Genomic DNA, 23,300 nt, shown 5'->3' with positions numbered 1-23,300 from the left:
CTGTGCTATAGTAGGACCATCGTGAACCGGTGATCGGTCTTCCGTCCAGGAGAGGAGGAATCCCATGAACGCCTTGAAATCCGCGCTGCCGGCTCTGTGCGCAGTCGCCTTGCTTGCGCTGACTGTATCGGCCTGCACCTTGAAAGCGACTCTGGACACGACGTCCGACGGGATGACGAACTTCCTGTCCTCCACGTCCGGCAAGACCTGGTTCACGGAGGACGGCCTGGTGCGGGAGGACCTGAAGGTTGAGGCGTTCGCCTGGATGAACTATGAGAACTTGAAACAGGACATGGCGCGAGGAAGCGGAGAATATCTCCTGTCGCTCGGCAGCTTGATGAACGTGCCTCCCGACCGGCAGATGGAGTTCCTGGCCTTCGTTCAGGAGCGATATCCGATCCTTGCAGGCATGGATCGGACAACCCCCGTGACGATGCTGGCGGCCTTGAGACAAGAATGGGCCGCGCGGTCAACGGTTCGATGACCGGGCCGCGTCGATAGAGACCACGGCCGAGGCAGCATCAACCCTGAGAACCATGCCGTCCTGGAACACGATGAAGTTGGACGGCTGGGCCGGCACGCGCGGCCCCGGCAGAATGACGCCGACCAGGTTCAACGGATCGGCGGCGGACAGTTTGATCTCCTGACCGGCCGCGCCGCTCCCGCCGCTCTTCCGCAACGCCCGCAGCGACTCCACCGCCTCCGGCAAGGCGAACTGTTCGCCGGTAAACCCGCTGACAAACCGCCCGCCGCGCACCTCGCCCCGCAATTCGAGCCGCCGATACTGAACCAACAGATCCCGCCACGGCAGGCTGAGCGATTCCCGCCCAAGCAGGTCGCGAAACACCACGCCGTAGCGGCGGAGCAACTGGCGGGCAACCTGTTCGGCCAGGATGTTTGCAGATAGCGAAGAGCTGGTCGCTGATAGCTCCGAGCCGCTGTGTGTCCGCTGTTCGCTACTCGCTATTCGCTGCCGGCTGACAGCTTCCCGCAGCAGCGACCACCGTCCCGCCGCGTGTCGCGGCCGGCGCAGCCGCGCTCGCCCTTCCGCCCGCCGGCGTCGCGGGTCCATAAGGGCCCGCAGGTTGTCGAATCCGTCCGCCGTCACCAGTCCCGCTGCGACCAACTCCCACAGGCCGTCTTCGACCTGCGACGGCAAGTGCCCGGTGCCCCGAACCAGGTCGGCGAAGAAACTCGCGCCGCGCTCCCGCAGGTACCCCTGGAGGTCCTGTGCGACCGAGCTGAGACCAGAGGTGTCGTCAGGCTGTCGGCGTTCCTCTCCGAACGTTGCCAGCAGCCAGGCCGCCTCCTCCCGAGGGAACAGGCTGATCGGGGCCACGCTGGTGGGAACGATTCGGTGCCCACGCCGGCTGGACTCTGCTCCCCATCCGTCGGCCAAACGAGGATGCGGAGTCAGTCGCCCCCAACTCACGGCCCCGCTGAGACAGAGCCGGTCCAACAGCTCCGGCTCATACTTGGCCATTCGGACACGCAGGATCTGCGATTCCCAGGCCGACGCGGCCGCCTCGAACCCGGCCAGTTGCTCGATGACCTTCAACAAGCCCGGTTCGCCATGTTGGCGCGAGCCCGGTACCACGTGCTGCCACTGCAACAGAAACCGCATGAATTCGGCGGCGGTCACCGGCTCGATCTCTTTCCTGAGACGAGCGATCGTCAGCCGGTGAATGCGGGCCAGGAGGCGGCGATGGCACCACTCGACCGGCGCGGCGGCGCCTGAATGTGAAATATGGAATGGGGAATGTGGAATTGGTCGGAAATGGCCTCGCAGGGCTTGGCCGGTAGATTCCAGACGAATGAGCGAGCCCTGAACCCAGTCAGAGGGCACGTGCAGCCGCTCAGCCAATTCCGCCGCCGTTGTCGGGCCGATGCTTTCCATCCACCCCAGCACCGTGGCATCCAACGCTGCTTCATCGCCGCCGGCGAACATGCGTTCGACCGCTGCACGATTCTCCGTCGCCGTCCATCCCCTCGCCTCTCGCCCCTCGCCTCGCACCTGCAGTTCAATCGCCCGTCCGGACTCCATCAATACCGGCAGGTACGCCTCCCACGCCGGCACTTGGTCGCGGGGCACCCAGAGCAGCGTCAGCAGCGCATCGTGCAGCTCGTCGGCGTCGCGGACGACCGGCCAGGCTTCTTCTCTCACCTCCGCGATGGCCGCAGGATCCAACGCCCCGATGTTCCCGGCCATCTCGGGCGGCAACGTGCGCCGCATCTCGACCGCGCGGGCGCGCCGCTCTTCCAGCGGCGCATCGTCCAGGTAGGCGTAGGGATTGGCGTTGAGAATCTCGTGACAGAAAGGAGAGGGAACCGGCGTATCCACCGCGACGCAGCGGATCTCGCCCCGCTCAATGCGCTGCAAGACCGCGATGAGCCCGTCGAGGTCCATCGCCTCGGTGAGGCAGTCCCGCACGGTTTCCTTGACCAGTGGATGATCGGGCAGATCCCTTGGCGCATGCGGATCGCGCATATTGTCCTGGCACGCCAACGCCGCCGGGAACACGGCGGCCAGCAGGTCTTCCGCGCGCATCCGTTGGATCTGCGGCGGCACGCGTTTGCCGTTGGCGAACCGGAGCAGCGCCAGCGCGCGGGTGGCGTTCCAGCGCCACCGGCTGGCGAACATGGGCGCCGCGAGAATCGCCTGTGTGAGCACCTCGCGCACGGATTCCGACCGCACAAACCCGAAGACGCTCTCCAGCGGAAAACTGTGCCGCTCGCCCAGCGAGATCACGACGCCCTCGTCCGTCGCGGCGGCCTGGAGCTCAAAATCAAAGGTCACGCAAAAACGCTTGCGGAGCGCCAAGCCCCAGGCGCGGTTCAGACATCCGCCGAACGGCGCATGAATGACCAATTGCATCCCCCCGCTCTCGTCGAAAAACCGCTCGGCGATGACGGTCTCTTGAGTCGGCACCGCGCCGAGCACCGCGACTCCCGAAGCCACGTACGCCACCGCCTGTTCCGCTCCGCGCTGATCCAGCCCGCACTCCTTCTTAAGCCAGGCAAGGGGCAAGAAGCCAGAGGCAAGGGGATTGCCTAAAAGGCTCTCGCCACCGCTGGCCTCTTGCTTCATGCCACACGCCTGCTTCGCTATCTCTTGCCGTAACGCCGCGACTTCAGCCGAGAGCTCCGCAGTGCGCGACGGGGCTTCGCCGCGCCAGAACGGAATGGTCGGCGGAGCGCCGTGCGCGTCTTCCACCCTCATCTTGCCCGTCTCCACATTGCGAATGCGCCAGGACGCATTCCCCAGCAGAATGATGTCCCCGGCGAGGCTTTCCACCGCGAAGTCTTCATCCACCGAGCCGACCACCGTTCCGTCCGGCTCGGCGATCACCGTGTAATTCGCCGTGTCCGGAATGGCGCCTCCCGACGTGATCGCCGCCAAGCGCGCGCCGCGCCGCGCTTTGATGCGCCGGTTGATCCGGTCGTGATACAGATAGGCCCGCCCGCGGCCGCGGCCGGCCGGAATGCCATCGGACAGCATCCTCACCACCGCGTCAAAGTCTTTACGGTCCAGTTCGCGGTACGGATACGCGCGCCGGCACAAAGCGAACAGCTCGTCCTCACGCCATTCCTGGGTCGCGGCGGCCGCCACGATCTGCTGCGCCAGAATGTCCAGCGGCGCGGTCGGCACGTCGAGGCGATCCAGCGCGCCGCGCCGGATCGCCCGCACCAGGGCGGCGCATTCGATCAGTTCATCACGGGTCGTGGCAAACAGTCGGCCTTTCGGGACGGCTTTGATCCAGTGTCCGGACCGGCCGATCCGCTGCAAGGCCGTGGCGATGGCGCGGGGCGAGCCGATCTGGCAGACCAGATCGACGGTGCCTACGTCGATCCCCAGTTCGAGCGACGCAGTCGCCACCACCACGCGAGTCCGCCCGGTTTTCAACCGTTCCTCGGCGGACAGCCGGATCTGTCTCGACAAACTGCCGTGATGCGCCGCCACCACCTGCGCGCCCAGATGCTGCAAGCGCTCTTCCAAGTCGTGCGCCACCCGCTCGGCCAGCCGGCGTGTGTTCACGAAGACCAGGGTGGACCGGTGCTGTTGCACCAGTTCGGCCACACGGTCGTAGATGTCGCGCCAGATCGCGTTGGTGGCCACCGCGCCCAACTCATCCTTTGGGACCTCGACCGCCACGTCCATGTCGCGCCGGTGCCCGACGTCGACGATTGCGCAGGGCGCAATCGAGTTCGAAGTTCGAGGTTCGAAGTTCGAAGTTCTCGGAGCAGGACGTTCGAAGTTCGGACTTTCTGAAATCGAATAACCTCGAACTTCGAACTCGGAACTTCGAACTCGGTCGCCGACGAGAAACTCGGCGACCGTTTCGATCGGGCGCTGGGTCGCGGACAGCCCGATGCGGACAGGCCGCGCAGCGGTCAGAGCCTCGAGCCGTTCCAGCGACAGGGCCAGATGGGCGCCGCGCTTGTTCGGCGCAAGCGCATGAATTTCATCGACGATCACCGTGCGCACATCGCGCAGCATCAGCCGACTCTTTTCCGCGGTGAGCAACAGATACAGGGACTCCGGCGTCGTGATCAAAATGTGGGGCGGACGGCGCAGCATCTGCTGCCGGTCCAAAGCCGGCGTATCGCCGGTCCGGACCAGCACGCGGATCTCGGGCAGGAGCAGGCCCGCCGCCAGCGCGGCCTGCCCGATCTCCGCTAACGGCTGCTGCAGATTTTTCTGGACGTCATTGCTCAGCGCTTTGAGCGGCGAGACGTACAGCACCTGGGTACGGTCGTCCAGCTCGCAGGCGAGAGCCTGCTTGAAGAGCGCATCGATGCAGGAGAGAAAGGCAGCGAGGGTTTTGCCCGATCCGGTGGGCGCGGCGATCAAAACATCCGAGCCGGAGGCGATCGCCGGCCAACTACGCACCTGGACGTCGGTCGGCTCGCCGAATCGCGTCCGGAACCAGTCGGCAATAACGGGATGGAAGCGGGAGAGCGGCATGCGCCCGGATGTTACCATGCGAGGCGCACGGCGCTCCACATGTGCGTCTGCGCCGCCCGGTTCGCGCGGTGGGCTGGTTACATCAGGACGCTGAAGACGGGGCTCCCGACTCTCTGACCGTCAGGACCCCGCGCATGATCGGATGCAGCTTGCAGTAGTATCCGTAATTCCCGGGCGGCAGCCCGGGGAGCTCATAGCTGCCGTCCGGCGGAACGGCGCCGGAGTCGAAGAGACAGGATTCTCCCGTTTCGCACCCTTCGTGGGTGATTGTGTGATGGGTGCCGGTCGTGTTGTACCACTTGACCGGCGCATGCGCGGCCACCGTCGCCGCTTTCGGGAGGAAGTACGGCGTCCCTCCGTCGATCGTAATGGAATACGGGGCGGAGGGCGCAGCCGCCACCGCCGCTGCGATCAGCAGCCACACCCCCGCACCGACGACGAAAGCGGTAAAAAACGCGGGCAGTTTCCCAGCCGGATCGTTGTGCTCAGGCAGCCTTCTTGACATGAGCACCCACTTGAGCCTCCCCTGCCTTGCCAAAGAACCGCTCCCACGTACTGCGGACAAAAGCCCCAAACGCCATGATCAGCAAGAGCCACATCAATCCTTCCATCCAATTGGTATTAAAGATCGACATGGCCTTATCCAAGGCTGAAAGGAAATCCATAGGGCACCTCCTTCCATGCAAGGTTATGGCGGTTGTTTAAATAATCACGGTTCTCGAACAGTAAAGAGGCGGCGGGCAACCGGATAAAAACTTTTGGCAGCACAATGACTTCCGGTTACTGCTTTGGAAATAGGCGCGAAGCAAGAGCCCCGCGGCTAGAGGTCGGAGTCTCTTCCCCCCTTGCCCCGAGCCCCTTGCCTCTTGTCTCGTGCCTCTCGCCCATTCTTTATAAACGCAACAACGCGATGACGCTCAGACAGACCAAGAGGTTGTTGGTCGCATGAGCGATCATCCCGGGCAGCAGGCTCCCGGTCTTTTCATACGCCCAAGCCCAGACCACCCCGCTCCAGAACACGCTCAGAAATCCGACCAGGCCGTAGCCGTGCGCGATGGCGAAGAGGCCGGCGCTGATGAGGGCGGACCGTTCCCAGCCGTATCGCCGCCGCAAGATCGCGAAAAGCAAGCCCCGAAACGCGAGTTCTTCGAAAACGGGCGCGAAAATCACATATTCGAGCAGGCTGATGCTCATGACCGACGGGGACGCCCAGACCAAATCGGCGTCGAACCATTCCGTCCAGTGACTGGAAAGGCTGAGCGGTTCGGTCACCTTGCCCAACACCCATTCGCCCAGCAAACCCGCCGCCACGATGGCCGGGACGACCATCGCGAATCGAGGCAGGTCCCGCCACGCGGGTTTCAAGCCGAAGCCCTCCACGAACCCGAGTCCGGTCGGTTTCAGCAGGTGTCGGCGGGCCAGCAGCAGCAACGGGAGATTCGTCAGCGGGATCGCCAGCACCCGGAGGGAGGTGTAGTCGATCGCGGCGAACAGAAAGGCGACGGTCAGCACCGCGCCGATCGCGCCGCCGCGCAACAAGACCGCCGCGCCGATCCCGCCGGGCCACCGCGGCGGCAACGAAGCCGATCCCACCCGCAGCGCATCCCTCCGCCGATTCCGTCGCAGCCAGACCGACACCAAGACCGAGCCGCCGACCAGCATGACGGCCAACTCCGCGGCCGCCAGCGCGCGCGAGCGCCACAACAGAGCCTCCGCCCTGGTCGTCGAGGTCGTCTCCACCGACGCAAGCAGGGCATGGTCGCCGGCCTGTCTTGCCAGCCTGATGGCCAGCCGATCGTAGAACCACCCGGCGGGAAGCAGCTCCGCCAATTCAGCCTGCAGTCCCTGTTCCTCCTCGAGGCTGATCCGCTCGCCCTGATACGCCGCCCGTAACAGCCGCGCGAACAGCGGGAACGGCGCCTCCGCTTCCACCCAGGCGTCGGCCTTGTTCGCCACCTGGGACAGGCGGCCCGATTCCGCCTCCAGGACGGCCAAATTCAGATGGACAGCAGGGTCTTCCGAGTAGGACGAAAGTTCTTCGTACCACGCGATCGCCTGGTCACGCTCATTGGCGTCGCTGCCGACGGCGATTTCATAGAAGATGCGCTCCCACTCCGGCGCCCGGAGCAGGGCTTCCTCCACGTCCATCGTCCGGCTGACCATCAGGTGGAGCGCACGTTCGGGCGAGGCCACGCGGTCCAGGCGAGGCAACGAGAGCATGAACCATGCGAACAGGCCGATCGATGCGCACAGCACGATCGCCGAGAGGACCGTCACCACGCGCGAGAAACGAGGGTCGTAGGGGAGAGGAGCCGGGGATGAATCGCCCGTGACACCGGCCGCGCCGGAGCCTGCCAGGTTGGTCAGCGAATGATCGGGATGCACCGTCGTCTCATGTGCGTGACAGTATATCACGCGCCTGGAAGGGCATGAAACGCAAACACGCCTCCACGGTGGGCGCAGCCGCGCTCTTGGCGGAGCGATCAAAAGTTGGCTATACTGGTTTTTCTTCGCGTAAATCCGAGGAACTGAGCCGTGACCGTCCGCCGCGGACATCGTCCGTTTGACCTATCCGGGATGCTCGGGCCATGACTCCTGAAGCCATCGGCGAGTTTGTGCCGCCGCCGCGGTTGCTTCTAGGACCAGGCCCGAGCATGGTCCATCCGCGCGTGCTGCGCGCCATGTCGGCGCCGCTTCTCGGCCATTTGGATCCGGCGTTTCTCGCGCTCATGAACGACATCCAGCGCCTCCTTCGAAACGTGTTCCGCACCGCGAACCCTTTCACGATCGCCGTCTCCGGGACGGGTTCGGCCGGCATGGAGGCTGCGCTCGTCAACCTGGTCGAGCCGGGGGATACGGTCATCGTCGGCGTGAACGGCGTCTTTGGGACGCGCATGGCGACGATTGTGGAGCGATGCGGCGGCAAGGCGATCAAGATCGAGGCACCGTGGGGCGGGATCATCGAGCCCGAGCATGTGCGGGCGTCGCTCGCCCGATCGGGATCGGTCAAGGCCGTCGCGCTCGTCCACGCCGAAACGTCCACCGGCGCCTGGCAGCCGCTCGAAGAGATCGGGCGGCTCTGCCGCGAGCACGAGACGTTGTTCATCGTCGATGCCGTCACGTCGCTGGGAGGAATCCCGCTCGACGTGGACGCCTGGAACATCGATGTCTGTTACAGCGGCACGCAGAAGTGCCTGAGTTGTCCGCCCGGCTTAGCCCCGTTGACGGTGAACGACCGCGCGCTCGGCGCCATCCGCCGCCGCCGCGCGCCGTGCCAGAGCTGGTACCTGGACCTGGCGTTGGTGGCGGAGTACTGGACCGAAGGCACGCGAGCCTATCACCACACGGCGCCGATTTCGATGCTCTACGCCTTGCGGGAAGCGTTGCGCCTGGTTGAGGAAGAGGGGCTGCCGGCGCGATTCGAACGGCACCGGGTGAACAGCGCGGCGCTGTTGGCCGGCCTCGCCGAACTCTCGCTGACCCCGCTGGCGGCGGAAGGCCGGCGCGTGCCGACCTTGAACTGCGTCACCCTCCCGCCGCACTTCGACGACGCCGCTGCGCGGGCGACGCTCCTGCGCGAGTACGGCATCGAGATCGGCGGCGGCCTCGGCCCGCTCAAGGGCACGGTCTGGCGCATCGGCCTGATGGGTGAATCGTCCACGCGGAGTCACGTGGAGGCGCTGCTCGTCGCCTTGGAAGAGATCGCCGCCCGCTTCGGCAAGCCGGTAAGGCCGGGTGCGGCGGTGCAGGCCGCATCGCGCGTCTACGGCGCAGCCTCTCAGCCGTCAAGGAGAAACGGACCATGAGTCGACCCATTGTCTGGATTATCGCCGGCGCCGCGTTCGCGTTCGTCGCCGTCGTGACCTATTGGACGATCGCCCTCGTCGTGGCGGAAGCCAGAAAACCGGACATGGTGCCGCCGGAGAAAGTGGTCGAGTACCTCCACGCGGTCATCGAAGCCAACCGGACGAATTACACGAAGAATGTCGTGGACAAGCTGCAGCAGCAGGGCGTCGTGGAGGCGGTGGAACATTGGAAGGACGAGAAGGGGCTTCCCCTGCCCGCCCAATTTCTGATGGAGTCGGGTCGCCTGGTGGCCGAAAAAGGGTACAAGCTCAGTTACCGGCTGGCCAGCCTGACCCCCATTTATGTCTGGAACGGGCCCACCAGCGACTTCGAACGCCGGGGCCTGGAGGCCGTGATGAAAGAGCCGGACAAGCCCTTCATGGGATTTGTCAGGATCGGCAACGCCCGCTACTTCCAAGGGGTGTACGCGGACAGGGCGCTCTCCCAAACCTGCGTCATCTGCCACAACACCCACCCCAATAGCCCCCGCCGCGACTACAAGCTGAACGACGTCATAGGCGGGATCGTGATCACGATTCCGATCGGCGAGTGATCGCCATGGCGCTGCTCCTGCGGAACGTGCGGCTGATCGACGGCCTCGGCCGATCCCGCGAACGGGCGACCATCGTCATCCGCGGCGATCGCATCGCATCGGTCGGCGACAGCCGGGCCGTCGGCATCCCGCGCGGCGTGCGGGTGATCGACGGGCGCGGGCTGACCGTCATCCCCGGCCTGATCGATTGTCACGTGCACCTGTGCCTCGGCGGAGAGCCGGACGTCGTGGCGACGCTCGCCCGCGACACTCCGGCCATGACCGTGCTCAAAGCCGCGCAGTTCGCCCGCCGGACGGTGGAGGCCGGCTTTACGACTGTGCGCGATCTCGGGTTTCGCGACCATTCCATTTTTTCGCTGAAGCGCGCGATCGAGTCGGGTTTGACGCCGGGGCCCCGTATTTTGGCTGCCGGACTCGCCGTCTGCATGACCGGCGGGCATGCGCGGTTCATCGGCCGCGAAGCCGACGGGCCGGTCGCCGTCATAGCGGCCGTGCGCGAGCAATTGGCCGCCGGGGCCGACGTCATCAAGGTTATCGCTTCCGGCGGGGTGCTCACGCCGGGCACGGCGCCCGAGGCGGCGCAGTTCACTCCTGAAGAGCTGAGCGCGGCCGTCGCGGAAGCCGGAAGAGCCGGACGGCGCGTCGCGGCGCATGCGCACGGATCAAGCGGGATGAAAAACGCCGTCCGGGCCGGCGTCCATTCGATCGAGCACGGGACATTGATGGACAAGGAAGCCGCGTCGCTGATGAAAGAACGCGATGTGTTTATGGTGCCGACGCTGTCGGCGCTGGCCACGACCGCGGATTGCGGCCCGGCCTGCGGCGTGCCGGAACACGCGGTGGCCAAAGCGAAGACGATGCGCGCCCGCCATGAGGCCGCGTTCAAACAAGCCCATCGCGGCGGGATCTTCATCGCCCTGGGCACCGACGCCGGGACGCCGTTCAATTATCACGGTGACAACGCGCAGGAACTGGAACGGATGGTCGCGCTCGGCATGAGCCCCATGGAAGCGTTGCAGACCGCCACCGCGGCGGCGGCTCGGCTTCTGGGCATCGACGATGCGGTCGGGACGATCGAGGCCGGCAAGCTGGCCGACCTGGTCGTCGTCGCCGGCAACCCCCTGAAACGCATCGCCATGCTCCGCGACAAAGAGAAAATCGTCGGGGTGATGCAGGCGGGGCGGTTCGTCTCGGGGCCGCTCTCCAAGGAAATGAGAAATGACGAATGAGGAACGGCACGCGCACAATCCCAGACATTCCTCATTCCACATTCCTCATTCTCCATTGCGGCGTCACCGCCGCTGGTAGAACAGCTCCAGCGCGGCGGTGAAACCGCTCACCCTTCCTCGGCGGATCATGTCTTCAAAGCGCCCCCGCAACTCTCTGGTCTGCCCTTCGTCGCCTTTCTTGATCACGCCCTGCGCCGCCATCATCTGGACGGCGACATCCACCAGCCGCTTCTTGCGGCTCTCCATCTCCGGGCTCAGGAACTCGTCCATGACCTCCGTCGCCCGTTCCGCCACGATGTCCTCGCGGAACGTGTCGTACCCCTGCGCGGCCACCGTGCGTTCGCGGATGAGCGCCAATTCGACTTTGATCCGCTTGACATCCTTGATGACGACGGCGAAGAGCTCTTTCCGTCCCTCCTCGAACAGCTTTTTCTCCATTTCTTCGCGGATGAGCGACGGATCGACGGCCTCCTCGCGCGGCTCAACGCCCCAGCGGAGCCGGTCGTAGGTCCGGCGGCTCTCCGGGTCGCCGATGACTTCATAGGCCTCGTTGATCTCGCGGATCTTCGCTTCGGCGTCGGCCTTCCCGGGATTCCGGTCCGGATGGTGCTGAAAGACGAGGCGGCGGTACGCTTTCTTGATGTCCTCATCGGAGGCTTCACGCGGGACGCCGAGGATTTTGTAGTAATCGATGCGCGGCATGACAGCGCGAGACTATAACACCCGTCCGGAGCAGCGGCAACCGAGCTTCGCGCCCGCAATTCTCACCTTGACTCCCGGTGTCTACTTGGCTAATAGCCGGTAGCCGGCAGCCGAGAGCAATGAGAGCAAGAAGGGGGTCGCGCGAATTTCTGGGCTCCCCGCTGCCCGCTATTCGCTGCTGGCTGTTCGCCGTATCCGGATTCCAAATGACGACGCAACCATGGCGACGGGGCGTCACCCGTTATCAATGGCTCGTGCTGTTCGTGGCCTGGCTCGGATGGGTGTTCGACTCGATGGACGCCACGATCTACGCCATCGTCCTTCATCCGGCGCTCGAAGAACTGCTCCGATCATCCGCCGGGACGGTCAATGCGGAACAGATCGGCTGGTACGGCGGCATCATCTTTTCGATCTTCCTGATCGGCTGGGCGATCGGCGGCGTGTTGTTCGGGATCGTCGCCGACTATGTCGGACGGACCAAAACGCTCATCGCGACGATCCTCATCTATGCGCTCTTCACCGGCGCGGCCGCGCTGTCGCAGGATTGGTGGCACCTGGCGCTCTACCGGTTCCTGACGGCGCTCGGCATCGGCGGCGAATGGGCGGCCGGCGCGGCGATCGTCGCCGAAACGTGGCCGGAGACCAAACGCGCCAAGGCAGCCGGCATCCTCCAATCCGCCTGGGCGGCGGGTTTCTTTCTCGCCGCCGCGTTCAACCTCTTGCTGGGAGGCTACGGCTGGCGGGTGTTGTTCGTGGTCGGCGTCCTTCCGGCTTTCGTTTCCATCGTGGTCTTCATCTGGGTGAAGGAGCCGGACCGGTGGGTGAAGGCGCGCGCGCTGGAGCGTCGCTCGGGAGCCGTGTCGGCGATCAAGCTTCCGGAACTCTTCCGTCCCGATCTCCGCCGATCGACGCTGGTCGGCTCTGTTCTGGCGTTCGTCGCGGTCTTCGGACTGTGGGGCGCTACCAATTGGACTCCCACATTGATCAGAGCCTTGCCCGATATGCAGGGGCTGGATCACGCGGCGCTCGCCAAATACGTGAGCTATGCCATCATGGCGTTGAACGTCGGCGCCTTGGGCGGGTATCTCAGCTTCGGCCCGCTGGCCGAGCGGTTCGGACGCCGGCCGGTTTTCGCGCTGATGTGCGCCGGCAGTCTGCTGATGTTGCCGGTCGCGTTCCTGACCCCGCACGCGTACACACATGTCTTGGCCCTGCTGCCGGTCCTCGGGTTTTTCAACAACGGCATCTTCACCGGCTTTCCCATTTATCTTCCCGAACTCTATCCGACCCGCCTGCGGGCGACGGGCGCGGGGTTTTGTTTCAACGCCGGCCGTGTGTTGGCTTCAGTCGCGCCGTTCCTCACCGGATTTCTGGTGACCGCCATGGGGACGTTCGGCAAAGCCGCCAGCACCGTGGCGCTGATTTATCTGGTGGGATTGCTGGTGCTGCCGTTCGCGCCGGAAACGAGAGGGAAACCGCTGCCGGATTGAACGGAGGGGCGGTAGGCGATGCCGCAGTATCCGCGCATGTTGCCGCTGGGCGACGCCGGATTCCTTGTCGAGTTCGGCGACTCCATCGACCCTGCCGTCAACGACCGCGTGGTGAATTTTGCCCAGGCCGTCGAGCGTTCGCGTGTTCCGGGCGTCATCGAAGTCGTGCCTGCGTACCGGTCGGCCGCAATCTACGTCGACCCGGTCGAGAAGGACCTCGTGTCGCTCAGGGAAGCGTTCATGACTCTCGCCGTCAACTTCCCGATGGAGCCGGTCGGTCGACAGCACGCCGTCGCGATCCCGGTCCTCTACGGCGGCGAGGCGGGACCGGATTTGCCCGCCCTGGCGGAGCGAGCCGGCCTCTCGATGGAACAGGTGATCGAGTTGCACGCCTCGGTCGAGTATCGTGTGTTCATGTTGGGGTTCAGTCCCGGTTTTCCCTATCTCGGCATCGTCCCCGACGCGATCGCCGCGCCGCGCCTGCCCGAACCCCGCATCAACGTCCCGGCCGGATCGGTCGGGATCGCCGGCCGGCAGACCGGCATCTACCCGCAGGCGAGCCCGGGCGGGTGGCGGTTGATCGGGCGGACGCCGCTCACGCTCTACGACCCGGCGCGGATCCGTCCCTTTCTGTTGGAACCGGGAGATCTGGTGAGGTTTGTCTCCATCGACCGGGAGGAATTCGACCGGCTGAAAGAGAAGAAAGACGATGACAAGAACGATCGACCTGAACTGCGATCTGGGTGAAGCCGCCGAACCGGCGCAATGGGAAGTCGAAGCCCGCGTATTGGCGCATGTCACCTCGGTGAATATTGCGTGCGGCGTTCACGCCGGCGATCCGAATCTCATGCGGCGAACGGTGCACCTGGCGTCGGCCCACGCTGTCGCGATCGGCGCCCACCCCGGCCTTCGCGATCCGGACGGAATGGGCCGCCGCGAGCGCGCCCTCACCGAGGTCGAAGTGGAAAATCTGATCGCCTACCAGGTCGGCGCATTGGCGGGCATCTGTGCCTTGGCGGGCGTACGCCTGGCTCACGTCAAGCCGCACGGCGCGCTCTATACGATGGCGGCCCGCGATCGTCGATTGGCCGACGCTGTCGCTCGGTCGGTCGCGACGGTCGACCGTCGCCTCATCCTGGTTGGACTCGCCGGATCGGAGCTGATCGCCGCCGGCAAGGCGGCCGGCCTCATCACCGCAGAGGAAGCCTTCATCGATCGGGCTTATCGGCCGGACGGCTCCCTGGTCCCGCGAGACCGGCCGGGAGCGGTCATTCACGATGAAGCGACGGTGTTGGCACGTGCGCTGAGTCTCGCGCGAGACGGCATCGTGCCGAGTCTGGACGGTCCTCCGGTCACGGTCCGAGCGGACACCCTCTGCCTGCACGGAGATACACCCGGCGCGGACCGATTGGCCCAGGCGGTCCGGAAAGCGCTCACCGACGCCGGCGTCCGCGTGGCCAGCCTGACCGAAATCCATGCCTGAACGAGCCGTCTTGCGCGTCATTCGACCCGGTCTGTTGACGACCGTCCAGGACCTGGGTCGCTACGGTTTCAGACGATACGGCATGCCGATCGCCGGCGCGATGGACCAGTATGCGCTTCGAGTCGCCAACCGGCTCGTCGGCAATCCCGATCATGCTGCCGGCTTGGAGATCACCGTCCAGGGCCCCGAGCTGCGTGCCGAGGCCGATGCGCTGATCGCGATTACCGGAGCGGATCTGTCGCCTGCAGTGGACGGGGCCGCCCTGCCTGACTGGACCGCCGTCGCCGTGCAGGCCGGGAGCATCCTGACCTTCGGCGGGCGCCGGAGCGGGGCGAGAGCCTATGCGGCCCTGGCGGGCGGTCTCGACGTGCCACTCGTGTTCGGCAGTCGCTCCACTCATCTCCGCAGCAGGACTGGTGGATTCGAGGGACGCGCCTTAGCGAAAGGCGATGTGCTGACCGGAGGATACCCGCCGACCGATTGGCGCACTCTCATCGGCCGCTTCATCCCTGACTCGATTCGACCGGCCTACAGCGCAGCTCCCACCGTCCGCGTCGTCCTCGGACCTCAGCAGGATGCGTTCACCGCCCAAGCCCTCGAGACCTTCGTCAGCCGACGCTACACCGTCTTGCCCGAGGCGGACCGAATGGGCTACCGACTGGCCGGCCCGCTGCTTCCGCACTCCGGCCCGCCCGAGATCGTGTCCGATGCGACGGTCCCCGGAGCGATCCAGGTGCCGGCCAATCAGCAGCCCATCCTCCTGATGGCCGACTGCCAGACGACCGGCGGCTATCCCAAGATCGCCGTCGCGATCTCGGCCGACCTGCCCTTGGCCGCGCAGCTCATGCCCGGTGACACGATCGGGTTCACTCCGGTGGACGCCGCTGAGGCGCGAGCGATCGCCCGAACCCAGCGCGCCACGTTGGATCGCCTCCTCCCTCCGGTCGGGTAAGGGGAACATAGGTGCGGACCGGCGATTAACCGCGCCGGCGCCGCGCCAACCACACAAGAGGCGCGGCGAACAAAAGGGCGGGCAACCAGACCCACCGGATTTCGCTGGCCAGGATGACCAACCCGTGATCGGTGAAGAATTCTCCGAACCCGATCGGCGAGACTTCGATCGGCCGGAACGGGAGAAAGTACCGGGTCGCGTCGAACGGGGCGAAGAAGGCCACGCCGAGGCCGCCGTTGGTCATGGCGTCGAGCACTCCATGCGAAGCCGTCGCGCAAAACAGGTATCCCCACACTCTCACACGAGCGCCGGACCACTCCGGCCCATTGAAGGCCGCGGCAACGACAGCGGCGGCGAGCAGCACGGCGAAGAACAGCGAGTGGGTCAAGCCTCGGTGGCCCAACAGGTGATCGTAGGGAATGCCGAACCAGAACCCGAGGACGTCCAGATCCGGTCCGACCGAGCAGGCGGCACCGAACACCCAGAAACGCATCGACCGCTCGGCCGGTCTCCATGCCATCCCCAACGCGGCGGCTACCACGACATGCGAAAACGCCGACGCCATCGTCAGAGCCCCCCGGCGAACTCGCACCGGATGCGCCGGCGCCGCACTTGAAGCCGGACTGCATGGGTGTGTAAGGTAATTGGAAGAACGACCTCGACACCGCAGAGGATGACGAAGATGCCGGCGCGAACACCCCGTTTCACCGTGTCCTTACCTGCTCTCCTCGCGCCGTTGCTGATCGGCCTGCTCGCCGGCTGCGCGACCATCCCGTTCGATCCCGCGCCCGTCGTGCCGACCAAACACCAACTCCCCTACTCGGTCAAATTGAAGCTCGGAGCCTTGGGTGCGTTCATGGTCGAGCCGGGCGCGACGATGATCGCCGATCCCGGATTGCAGAACCACGTCCTCAGCCCGATCGATTCGCTGGTCTCGCCGCGAGAACAGTGGGAAGCGGCTATCCTGCAATACGTGACCGCCCGACAGACCTTCCGACGGGTCGTCAGGGAGGGAACCGCGGATCTCGACCTGGAACTGCAGGCCGCCATCTATATCGACCCCAGCAGAGCCTTCGATTTCAACTACATCTATGCCGCCAGAGTCGACGCGTTGCTCAAGGACCCGCGGAACGGCCGCCTGCTGAAGAGCTATAGCGGCTTCGGCAAAGCGGTCGGCGAGGTGGCGCGAGGCGGGAAAGACGACGATAGGCGACCGGTGAACCGGGCCCTGCACGCCGCGTTGAACGACCTGTTCGGCAAGATGGAACACGACCGGCGGCTGGCGTCGCTGTGAAGTCCGTGAATCGTTCAACGATTATTCGTTAATCGGAAGAAAACTCTCCACGTTGAACCGTTTCACGGTTCATGTTTCACGAACAACCGGCCAGCCGTTTCGCCAGTTCCCGCTCTTCCGCCTCCGTTTTGACTTCGCCGTTCAGGCGGGCGTCCAGCAATGCATCGAGGATTTTCCGATAGAGCGGCCCCGGTTTGAGGCCCATTCCCTGAAGATCGCGGCCGGTGAGCCACGGCTTGACGTGCCGGTACGTCGTGAGATACGCGGAGATCTGTCGCTTCACCGACTCCGACTTGTCCTTGGCCATGATGAAAATCAGCGTTTCATCGGCGAGCCCCGTCAGCAACCGCGTCGTCTCGGCCGGACGCGGAGGCGGCTGTTTCGCCAACCGTCTCAGCAGCCCGCGCAGGGCGAAGCGCGCCGCTTTCAGCTTCTCGGTTTCCTGTTCCGTGAACGGGAAACGCTTGAGCAGGTCCCGGACCGCGCGGGCCGGCAGCACCTCCAGGAGCGCCATCATCGACACCAGCCAGGAGTGCATCGGTCGATCCAGATAGAGCAGCCGGTACCAATCCAGCGCTTCTTCCACGCCGGCGAGCAACTCCTCCAGCCGCGGGGACCAGACGAGCTTGGGGTGGATGAAGCGCAGCAGATCCAATTCGGCCATCCGACTCACCGCGCGGCGCGGCTCCCGTTCGGAGAACAGCAATTTGAGTTCGTCGAGCAGCCGATGGCCGGACAGTCGGTGGAACAGGTCCATCTTCACCGCGCCCTTGATGAGCGCCGATGTTTCTTTCCCCAGGTGAAATCCGAACCGCAGTTCGAACCGGATCGCGCGGAAGACGCGCGTCGGGTCTTCGACGAAACTCAAGCCGTGCAGAACCCGGATCGTCTTCTCCTTCAAGTCGCGCTGGCCGCCGTAGAAATCGATCAACTGGCCGAAAGAGCGGGAATTGAGCCGGATCGCCAGGGTGTTGATCGTGAAGTCCCGCCGATAGAGGTCCTTCTTGATCGAGCTCTGCTCGACCGTGGGCAACGCCGTCGGATATTCGTAATATTCCGTCCGAGCCGTCGCGACATCGACCTTGAACCCGTCCGGCAGGACCACCACGGCGGTGCCGAATCGCTCGTGCGCCTTGACCCGGCCGCTGCTCGCGCGGGCCAGCGCGCGGGCGAACGCGATGCCGTCGCCTTCGACGACCAGGTCTACGTCGAGGTTCTCGATGCCGAGCAGCAGGTCCCGGACGAACCCGCCGACCACGTAGGCCGACACATCCAGCCGGTCGGCCAGTTCCCCGGCCTCCTTCAGCAACGACACCAGACGAGCCGGCAGCTTGGCTCGCAACATCCCGCCGACGTTTCGTCGGCGCATCGTCCCGACAATGGCCTGCTCTCCGTCCTTCGCCCTGGGCCTCGCGCCGGCGAGGACGTCGTCGTGGAGCGCGCGCAGCAGGTCCGTTCTGGTGATCACTCCGACCACCTTGCTGCCTGACAGGATCGGCACAAATCGTTGGTTCTGCTCGATCATGCGGGTCTGAATCTCGTGGAACGGCGTGTCCGGCGAAGCGGCATAGGCGTCGGGTTGCATGAGCTGTTCGACCCGGGCGTCCGCCAATCCGTGGAACAGCGCTTTCTGCACGATCTCCCGGCTGATCAGCCCCCGATAGTGGTCCTTTCCGTCCAGCACGGGCAGCACGTTGACGCCGTACTTGGTCATGCGCGTCTCGGTTTCGGCGATCGTGGCGTCCATGCCGATCGACTTGACCGGCTTGGTCATCACGTCTTTCGCCAACAGGGTGGGGCGATACCGCTCGGCGAGCAACTGGACGATCCGCTCCCTCACCTCGATCAAGGTCTTGCCTTTGACGCTCGCCGCGGCGGCGACCGCGTGTCCGCCCCCGCCGAACTCCCGGGCGATCCAACTCACGTCGATCTCCGGGCGTCGGCTGCGGCCGATCACCTGGACCTTGTCCTCCATCGCGAAGGCCGCGACCACCGCGTCCAACCCCTCCAACTCCGCCAGCTTGTGCACCAGCCCGGCCAGATCGCCCCGGTACCGGTCATAGGCGCTGGATGCGACCAGGATCTTGCGGCCTTCCAGATAGTAAGTTTCGCTCGAACGCAACAGATCATTGAGCAGCGCGATCTGGTCCGGGTCCAACGGGCGCCGCAGCGTATCCGACACCACGTTCAGGTCCGCGCCAGCCCGCAAGACATAGGCCGCCGCTTCCAGATCGCGCGGCGTCGTGGAGACAAAGGCCAGCGAGCCGGTCTCTTCATACAGGCCCAACGCCAGCACGGTGGCTTCGAACGGCGTGAGCGGAAGATTCCTGGCTCGGAGTTGCTCGATCATGAGGGTCGTCGTCGCGCCGACCGGCTCGACGACCCGCAGTCCGACCCGGGCCTGGAACGCTTTTTCTGTGTCCGATGCGTCGTCGATTCCCGCTTCGTGATGGTCGTAGCAGTGCACTTCGACCTCCGACTTCGCACAGAGGTCCTTCAGCGGACCGATCCGTTCCGGATCCTGCGTATCGACCAGGATCAGCCGCGTGACCTGCGTCAGGTCGAGATCTTTCAAGCGGGTCACGCCGAGATCATGCACCGCGAGGAAACTGCGGACCGTTTCCTGCGCGCCGCCGGGCAGGACCAACGCCGCGCCGGGATAGAGCTTGCGCGCGGCGACCATAGAGGCCATGCCGTCGAAATCGGCGTTGAGGTGGGTGGTGACGACATCCACGCAAGGGATTCTAACAATATCGACAGGAGACGGGAAGCGACGCGGGAAGCCTAGCCCGGATTATTCACGAACGCTTCTACGGCTTCGGCCCATTGCAACAGCAGGGCAATGAGCACCCCGATACGCTGTTCCGACGGGCGTGCTCGCCACTCAGTCGGTCAACGTATTGACCACCCGTTGCATGAAGCTTGGCAACGGGTCCCCGGTACGCTTCCCTCCCTCGTGACTGCGCTTGCCCGTCTCACGACGCATCTACCGGGTATCCGGTACCCAGTGCGCTCCCGTTGCAACGGGTGGAACGTCACGAATCCTCGTGAATACTGCAGGCTAGAAAACAAGTCGGCGCTCGTGACTCAAGTCATGAGCGCCGACGGATGAGGAATTCCTCATTCCACATTATTTTCCATTACCGATGCCGAGCACCTTGGCGGTCGTGCTTCTCGCGGAAAATGTCGCGGGACGCGCGGTCCTGCGCGGCCTTGATCCGGGCGCGCTCCCTTTTGGTCACGACCCCATCGGACTTGGCCCTGTCCTCCATGCGATTGATCCGATCCTGCTGCCGTTCCAACCTGGCCGCCTCGCGCTCGGTCAATTGCCCGCTGGCGACGCCTTGGTCGATCCGCTGTTCCTGATTGGCCTGCCGCCGGTCGATCCCCGGTGTCTCGCTCTCCGCAAAGGCCACCGATCCGACCAACACCAACCCCGCCGACACGCCCACAATCAGACTCTTCATGATTGCCTCCTGGTTAGGGGTGGACTGCTCCGACTGCTGCCCTGTCAAACGCGCAGCCGCGCGATCGGTTGACAACGAGTCTCCAGATGTTTGTAGCACGCTGAACCCATCCCTGGAAAGAACGTTCGCGAAAAGGAACCACCTTCTTAGGCCCCACAGAGATGGCGCAGTAGCACTAAGCCAGGAACATAGGGGTCCCCGTGCGTACACCCGTGATGCCCTCGGCTGTGGCATCGGATAGCAGAAGGCCGACATTGTGACCGTATAGACTCGGATCGCCGGCTTCTCTAAACTACGGATTCGCTCCAACATCCGTTAAAGCTCAAACCGCGTTGATGAAAAAGACCTGGTCATCTCCTCTGATGGGTCACAGATAATCGAGTCCCCATGACATCCGTCTATCTTCGTGGTTCCAGATGGTGTGTGCGCAGCAATGCCGTTCTTGGTGACCGTATCTTGCTCCGATTAGAAGATCCTGCGAGCGGAGAGACCATCGAAGCACTGTGCCCACCGGACGAGTTTGAACCACTTATTGAGCCAGAGCCGACGCTCGATCGCCGCTCCCTCACCCCGTTCAGTCACTGGCTGACGCTTCATCACGCGCTCACCCTCCAATCTCCACCCCCAGGGCAGTATGCGGCGTTTGTTGCCGCACGGATTTCACCGGAGCCCTATCAGTTCGCGCCGCTTGCGCGGCTGCTCGCCGGACCACGGCGCGGTTTGCTGATCGCTGACGATGTCGGCCTCGGCAAGACCGTCGAAGCGGGGATTTGCCTGCTGGAACTGATCGCCCGTGGGATCGGCAAACGGATTCTCCTCGTGGTCCCTCCCGGGCTGATTCCCCAGTGGCTGGACGAAATGTGGGACAAATTCGGGTTGGAGTTCCAACCCATCGAGAACTCGGCGGCGCTCGACCGTGCCCAAACCGCAGTGTCGGAGGGCGTGCAGCCTTGGGCCTATTTCGACCGTGTCATCACCTCGACCGAATATCTGAAGCGCCGCGATGTGCATGCAGCGGCGCTGGCCCATCCGTGGGATGTCATTGTAGTGGACGAGGCACATTACCTTGCGGAATCCGGCACCCCCGCGAATCCCTATTCGACGGCGCGCACCCGTCTGGGTCCCAACCTGCGAAACGCCTCGCGCACGCTGCTCCTGCTCACGGCCACTCCCCACAACGGGTATCGACACAGCTTCCGCTCGCTCTTGGAACTCGTCGAGCCCGCCGAAGCCACCCTCCACGGTCGCACCGAGGACGTGCAGCGGCGTATCGCACGCACGATGATCCGTCGTCTCAAGCCGCAAATCGTCAAAACGACCTCGGATGGCAGGGTCGTGCCCGCCTTCCCGGTGCGCCACCCTGTGGGCCGAATCGAGGTGAGAAATCTCACTGACGAGGAACGCGACATGTTCCGCCTCGTGACGGAGTACTGTGCGAAAACGATCAAATCCGCCGAGGGCTCAGAGGAAGCCGACCTTGTATCGTTCGCGATGCAGATTGTGAAGAAACGCATGCTGTCAAGTCGTGCCGCGCTGAAACAGACGGTGGCAAACCGGCTGAAGGCCCTTGCAGCAAGACAACACGAAGACCCGCCCAAGCCTTCGGAGCTGCGCGAACTCCAGAGCGATCTACCCCTGGCGGAGAGCCAGGCCGAGCGCACGGCCCTGCGTGTTCTGCGGACAGCGCTCTCGCGCGATGCGCGTCGGCGCAACGCGGAGAAACGGCAACTCAAGACTATTGAGAACCTGCTCGATCGTGTCGCTAGCCGACCGGATCCCAAGATCGTGGCGCTCATCGCCGACCTCGAACGCGACGTGCTCCCTGTTCCAGGCGAAAAGGCCATCGTGTTTACCGAGTACCGTGACACACTTGCCGCATTGCAGGAGGCGTTCGACGCTCATCCTCTGCTGCAAAATGCCTACGCAGTCCTGGTCGGCGATCTCAGTGCTCGTCAGCGCAGGCAACGCATCGCCCGCTTTCGTGAACCGGGCTGTCGGGTCTTGCTGGCCACTGATGCCGCAAGCGAAGGCCTGAATCTGCAGGAGCGCTGCTGCCGTCTCTACCATGTCGAGCTTCCGTGGAATCCCAACCGCCTGGAGCAGAGGAATGGTCGCATCGATCGCCACGGCCAGACCAGAGCGCCGATCATTCGCTATCTCTTCTACCCCGACTCGCCCGAAGACCGAGTGCTCGACCGGCTGGTCCAGCGCATCGCGGCCATGCACGACGATCGCGTCTCCACGCCCGACATTCTGGGCATTCTCGAAGGCAGCCGTCTCGAGGAGCTGCTCGGGAGCATCGCCTCGGCCGAAGACGGCGCACGCAAGGGGGATACCCTGATGCGCCTCTTCGAAACCAAGCAGCACGAATTCAGCACCCAGCTCGCACCGCTCCTGCTGGGACAGGCGCCGGACGAGCCCACGCTGCCCTGTGCCGATACGGTGTCGGCCGATCCCTTGATCGAAGACGACCTCGCCTTCGAACGGGTGATACGCGAGGTGCTTCGCCCCCATCTCCGGCCCAGCACGATCCCTGACACCTGGAGGATTGACGTCCCGCGCCACTTGCAAGGACCGGGTGTGGCGCCCCGCTACGACTGCGCCACCTTCCGGCGTTCCGTCGCCGTGCGATATCCCGCCGATCAAGTCGAGTTCGTCCATCGGTTGCATCCGCTGGCGCAGGCTATCGCTGAGCACGCTTGGCAGGAGCTGACCCTCGAACCCACGCGTAACCACTTCGCCGCGCGGATCGCGGTCCGCCGCCATCCCATCGCCACCACGCCGCTGGCCCTGTTCACCTTTCACGAACGCCAGAGCCATCCGAAGGGAGCGGTCTTCGGCATCGCGATCACGGCAGCAGGCGAGGTGCTCGACCAGACCATTGCGCGAACATTGCTTGACGATCGGGAGGACACGCCGGCCGGCGAAGTACCCTGGAACGACTGCGAGCAAGTCTTCGCGCACAACTTTGCGGCCTTGCAAGGACAAGCCACGGAGGAGGCGCGCCGCTATATCCGCCAGGTGGTGGCTCGGGAACAGACTAAGCGAGCCCACCTCGCACAAGTGCTCCGGGAAGAAGCCGAGAAGTATCGAACGGACCGGTTGGCCGAAATTCTCGAGCAGGAACAGGAGGAGCGAGCTGGTGCGCGAGCGCAGACGGAGCTGTTCCGCCACGCAGCGACGAACTGGCAGGCCAGGCGCGCAGCGGTGGAAACGCATTATCGGCAACGACTCGAAGAAATCACCCGCTTCGCCACTGTGCCCGAGCCGGCCGAGCCGCAGGCGCTTGGCGTGCTGCTTGTATTTCCCCGGGTCTGA

General features: G+C 64.7%; 17 protein-coding genes and 1 pseudogene. 10 read left to right on the top strand and 8 right to left on the bottom strand.

What is annotated here, in order from left to right:
- The first annotated feature begins 64 nt into the window (after window positions 1–64).
- Entirely contained in the window at window positions 65–484 is a 420-nt protein-coding gene (locus tag AB1555_07470) for a DUF3015 family protein (protein ID MEW6246532.1), read from the top strand.
- On the opposite strand, the gene AB1555_07465 is transcribed toward AB1555_07470, so the two are convergent.
- The 4 genes from AB1555_07465 to AB1555_07450 all read right to left on the bottom strand — a co-directional run bounded on the left by AB1555_07465 (window position 470) and on the right by AB1555_07450 (window position 7,351).
- On the bottom strand, window positions 470–4,984 hold the full coding sequence (locus AB1555_07465; GenBank protein ID MEW6246531.1) for a DEAD/DEAH box helicase: 4,515 nt from the start codon (window positions 4,982–4,984) through the stop codon (window positions 470–472). The genes AB1555_07470 and AB1555_07465 overlap by 15 nt on opposite strands.
- A gap of 64 nt (window positions 4,985–5,048) precedes the next feature.
- Window positions 5,049–5,471 (bottom strand): hypothetical protein, encoded by a 423-nt coding sequence (locus AB1555_07460; GenBank protein ID MEW6246530.1) that lies wholly within the window; start codon window positions 5,469–5,471, stop codon window positions 5,049–5,051.
- A complete protein-coding gene (locus tag AB1555_07455; GenBank protein MEW6246529.1) occupies window positions 5,452–5,631 on the bottom strand; it encodes a hypothetical protein in 180 nt (59 codons plus the stop codon). Before AB1555_07455 ends, AB1555_07460 begins: the two co-directional genes overlap by 20 nt.
- 226 nt (window positions 5,632–5,857) lie before the next feature.
- On the bottom strand, window positions 5,858–7,351 hold the full coding sequence (locus tag AB1555_07450) for a CPBP family intramembrane glutamic endopeptidase (GenBank protein MEW6246528.1): 1,494 nt from the start codon (window positions 7,349–7,351) through the stop codon (window positions 5,858–5,860).
- A 203-nt stretch (window positions 7,352–7,554) separates the two neighbouring features.
- Here AB1555_07450 and AB1555_07445 point away from each other — a divergent pair, with 203 nt between their 5' ends.
- The 3 genes from AB1555_07445 to AB1555_07435 are packed head-to-tail and all read left to right on the top strand — an operon-like array spanning window position 7,555 to window position 10,594.
- On the top strand, window positions 7,555–8,772 hold the full coding sequence (locus AB1555_07445) for an alanine--glyoxylate aminotransferase family protein (GenBank protein MEW6246527.1): 1,218 nt from the start codon (window positions 7,555–7,557) through the stop codon (window positions 8,770–8,772).
- On the top strand, window positions 8,769–9,365 hold the full coding sequence (locus tag AB1555_07440; protein MEW6246526.1) for a DUF3365 domain-containing protein: 597 nt from the start codon (window positions 8,769–8,771) through the stop codon (window positions 9,363–9,365). The genes AB1555_07445 and AB1555_07440 overlap by 4 nt, the downstream gene beginning before the upstream one ends.
- Window positions 9,366–9,370: 5 nt before the next feature.
- Complete coding sequence (locus tag AB1555_07435) at window positions 9,371–10,594, top strand: amidohydrolase family protein (GenBank protein ID MEW6246525.1); 1,224 nt, start codon at window positions 9,371–9,373, stop codon at window positions 10,592–10,594.
- Window positions 10,595–11,092: 498 nt separating this feature from the next.
- Here the strand turns inward: AB1555_07435 and AB1555_07430 are convergent.
- Window positions 11,093–11,296 (bottom strand): annotated as a pseudogene (locus tag AB1555_07430) (DnaJ domain-containing protein).
- A gap of 206 nt (window positions 11,297–11,502) precedes the next feature.
- On the opposite strand from AB1555_07430, the gene AB1555_07425 reads away from it, so the two are divergent.
- Genes AB1555_07425 through AB1555_07410 form a run of 4 tightly spaced genes read left to right on the top strand, consistent with a single transcriptional unit; the run spans window position 11,503 to window position 15,221 of the window.
- A complete protein-coding gene (locus AB1555_07425) occupies window positions 11,503–12,786 on the top strand; it encodes an MFS transporter (GenBank protein MEW6246524.1) in 1,284 nt (427 codons plus the stop codon).
- An 18-nt stretch (window positions 12,787–12,804) separates the two neighbouring features.
- On the top strand, window positions 12,805–13,533 hold the full coding sequence (gene pxpB / locus AB1555_07420; protein MEW6246523.1) for a 5-oxoprolinase subunit PxpB: 729 nt from the start codon (window positions 12,805–12,807) through the stop codon (window positions 13,531–13,533).
- A complete protein-coding gene (locus AB1555_07415; protein ID MEW6246522.1) occupies window positions 13,496–14,269 on the top strand; it encodes a 5-oxoprolinase subunit PxpA in 774 nt (257 codons plus the stop codon). Before pxpB ends, AB1555_07415 begins: the two co-directional genes overlap by 38 nt.
- Complete coding sequence (locus tag AB1555_07410) at window positions 14,262–15,221, top strand: biotin-dependent carboxyltransferase family protein (GenBank protein ID MEW6246521.1); 960 nt, start codon at window positions 14,262–14,264, stop codon at window positions 15,219–15,221. Before AB1555_07415 ends, AB1555_07410 begins: the two co-directional genes overlap by 8 nt.
- 25 nt (window positions 15,222–15,246) lie before the next feature.
- Here the strand turns inward: AB1555_07410 and AB1555_07405 are convergent, their stop codons facing one another.
- The gene (locus AB1555_07405) at window positions 15,247–15,786 is read right to left on the bottom strand and encodes a metal-dependent hydrolase (protein ID MEW6246520.1); all 540 of its coding nucleotides are present in this window, start codon (window positions 15,784–15,786) and stop codon (window positions 15,247–15,249) included.
- A 117-nt stretch (window positions 15,787–15,903) separates the two neighbouring features.
- Between AB1555_07405 and AB1555_07400 the strand changes: the two genes are divergently transcribed.
- Complete coding sequence (locus AB1555_07400) at window positions 15,904–16,515, top strand: hypothetical protein (GenBank protein MEW6246519.1); 612 nt, start codon at window positions 15,904–15,906, stop codon at window positions 16,513–16,515.
- A gap of 76 nt (window positions 16,516–16,591) precedes the next feature.
- Here AB1555_07400 and AB1555_07395 read toward each other — a convergent pair whose 3' ends face one another.
- On the bottom strand, window positions 16,592–19,249 hold the full coding sequence (locus AB1555_07395) for a CBS domain-containing protein (GenBank protein MEW6246518.1): 2,658 nt from the start codon (window positions 19,247–19,249) through the stop codon (window positions 16,592–16,594).
- A gap of 406 nt (window positions 19,250–19,655) precedes the next feature.
- Window positions 19,656–19,982, bottom strand: coding sequence for a hypothetical protein (locus tag AB1555_07390; protein ID MEW6246517.1), 327 nt, complete (start codon window positions 19,980–19,982; stop codon window positions 19,656–19,658).
- 387 nt (window positions 19,983–20,369) lie between these two features.
- Here AB1555_07390 and AB1555_07385 point away from each other — a divergent pair, with 387 nt between their 5' ends.
- Complete coding sequence (locus AB1555_07385; GenBank protein MEW6246516.1) at window positions 20,370–23,300, top strand: helicase-related protein; 2,931 nt, start codon at window positions 20,370–20,372, stop codon at window positions 23,298–23,300.

It is taken from the genome of Nitrospirota bacterium, assembly GCA_040755395.1.
Lineage (GTDB): Bacteria > Nitrospirota > Nitrospiria > Nitrospirales > Nitrospiraceae > DATLZU01.
This window is presented reverse-complemented; position numbering and strand designations above follow the sequence as displayed.

Bases quoted from the DNA above. Each gene is read 5' to 3' on its own strand.
- AB1555_07470 (MEW6246532.1), top strand. From the start codon at position 65: ATGAACGCCTTGAAATCCGCGCTGCCGGCTCTGTGCGCAGTCGCCTTG.
- AB1555_07465 (MEW6246531.1), bottom strand. From the start codon at position 4,984: ATGGTAACATCCGGGCGCATGCCGCTCTCCCGCTTCCATCCCGTTATT.
- AB1555_07460 (MEW6246530.1), bottom strand. From the start codon at position 5,471: ATGTCAAGAAGGCTGCCTGAGCACAACGATCCGGCTGGGAAACTGCCC.
- AB1555_07455 (MEW6246529.1), bottom strand. From the start codon at position 5,631: ATGGATTTCCTTTCAGCCTTGGATAAGGCCATGTCGATCTTTAATACC.
- AB1555_07445 (MEW6246527.1), top strand. From the start codon at position 7,555: ATGACTCCTGAAGCCATCGGCGAGTTTGTGCCGCCGCCGCGGTTGCTT.
- AB1555_07440 (MEW6246526.1), top strand. From the start codon at position 8,769: ATGAGTCGACCCATTGTCTGGATTATCGCCGGCGCCGCGTTCGCGTTC.
- AB1555_07435 (MEW6246525.1), top strand. From the start codon at position 9,371: ATGGCGCTGCTCCTGCGGAACGTGCGGCTGATCGACGGCCTCGGCCGA.
- AB1555_07425 (MEW6246524.1), top strand. From the start codon at position 11,503: ATGACGACGCAACCATGGCGACGGGGCGTCACCCGTTATCAATGGCTC.
- pxpB (MEW6246523.1), top strand. From the start codon at position 12,805: ATGCCGCAGTATCCGCGCATGTTGCCGCTGGGCGACGCCGGATTCCTT.
- AB1555_07415 (MEW6246522.1), top strand. From the start codon at position 13,496: ATGACAAGAACGATCGACCTGAACTGCGATCTGGGTGAAGCCGCCGAA.
- AB1555_07410 (MEW6246521.1), top strand. From the start codon at position 14,262: ATGCCTGAACGAGCCGTCTTGCGCGTCATTCGACCCGGTCTGTTGACG.
- AB1555_07405 (MEW6246520.1), bottom strand. From the start codon at position 15,786: ATGGCGTCGGCGTTTTCGCATGTCGTGGTAGCCGCCGCGTTGGGGATG.
- AB1555_07400 (MEW6246519.1), top strand. From the start codon at position 15,904: ATGCCGGCGCGAACACCCCGTTTCACCGTGTCCTTACCTGCTCTCCTC.
- AB1555_07390 (MEW6246517.1), bottom strand. From the start codon at position 19,982: ATGAAGAGTCTGATTGTGGGCGTGTCGGCGGGGTTGGTGTTGGTCGGA.
- AB1555_07385 (MEW6246516.1), top strand. From the start codon at position 20,370: ATGACATCCGTCTATCTTCGTGGTTCCAGATGGTGTGTGCGCAGCAAT.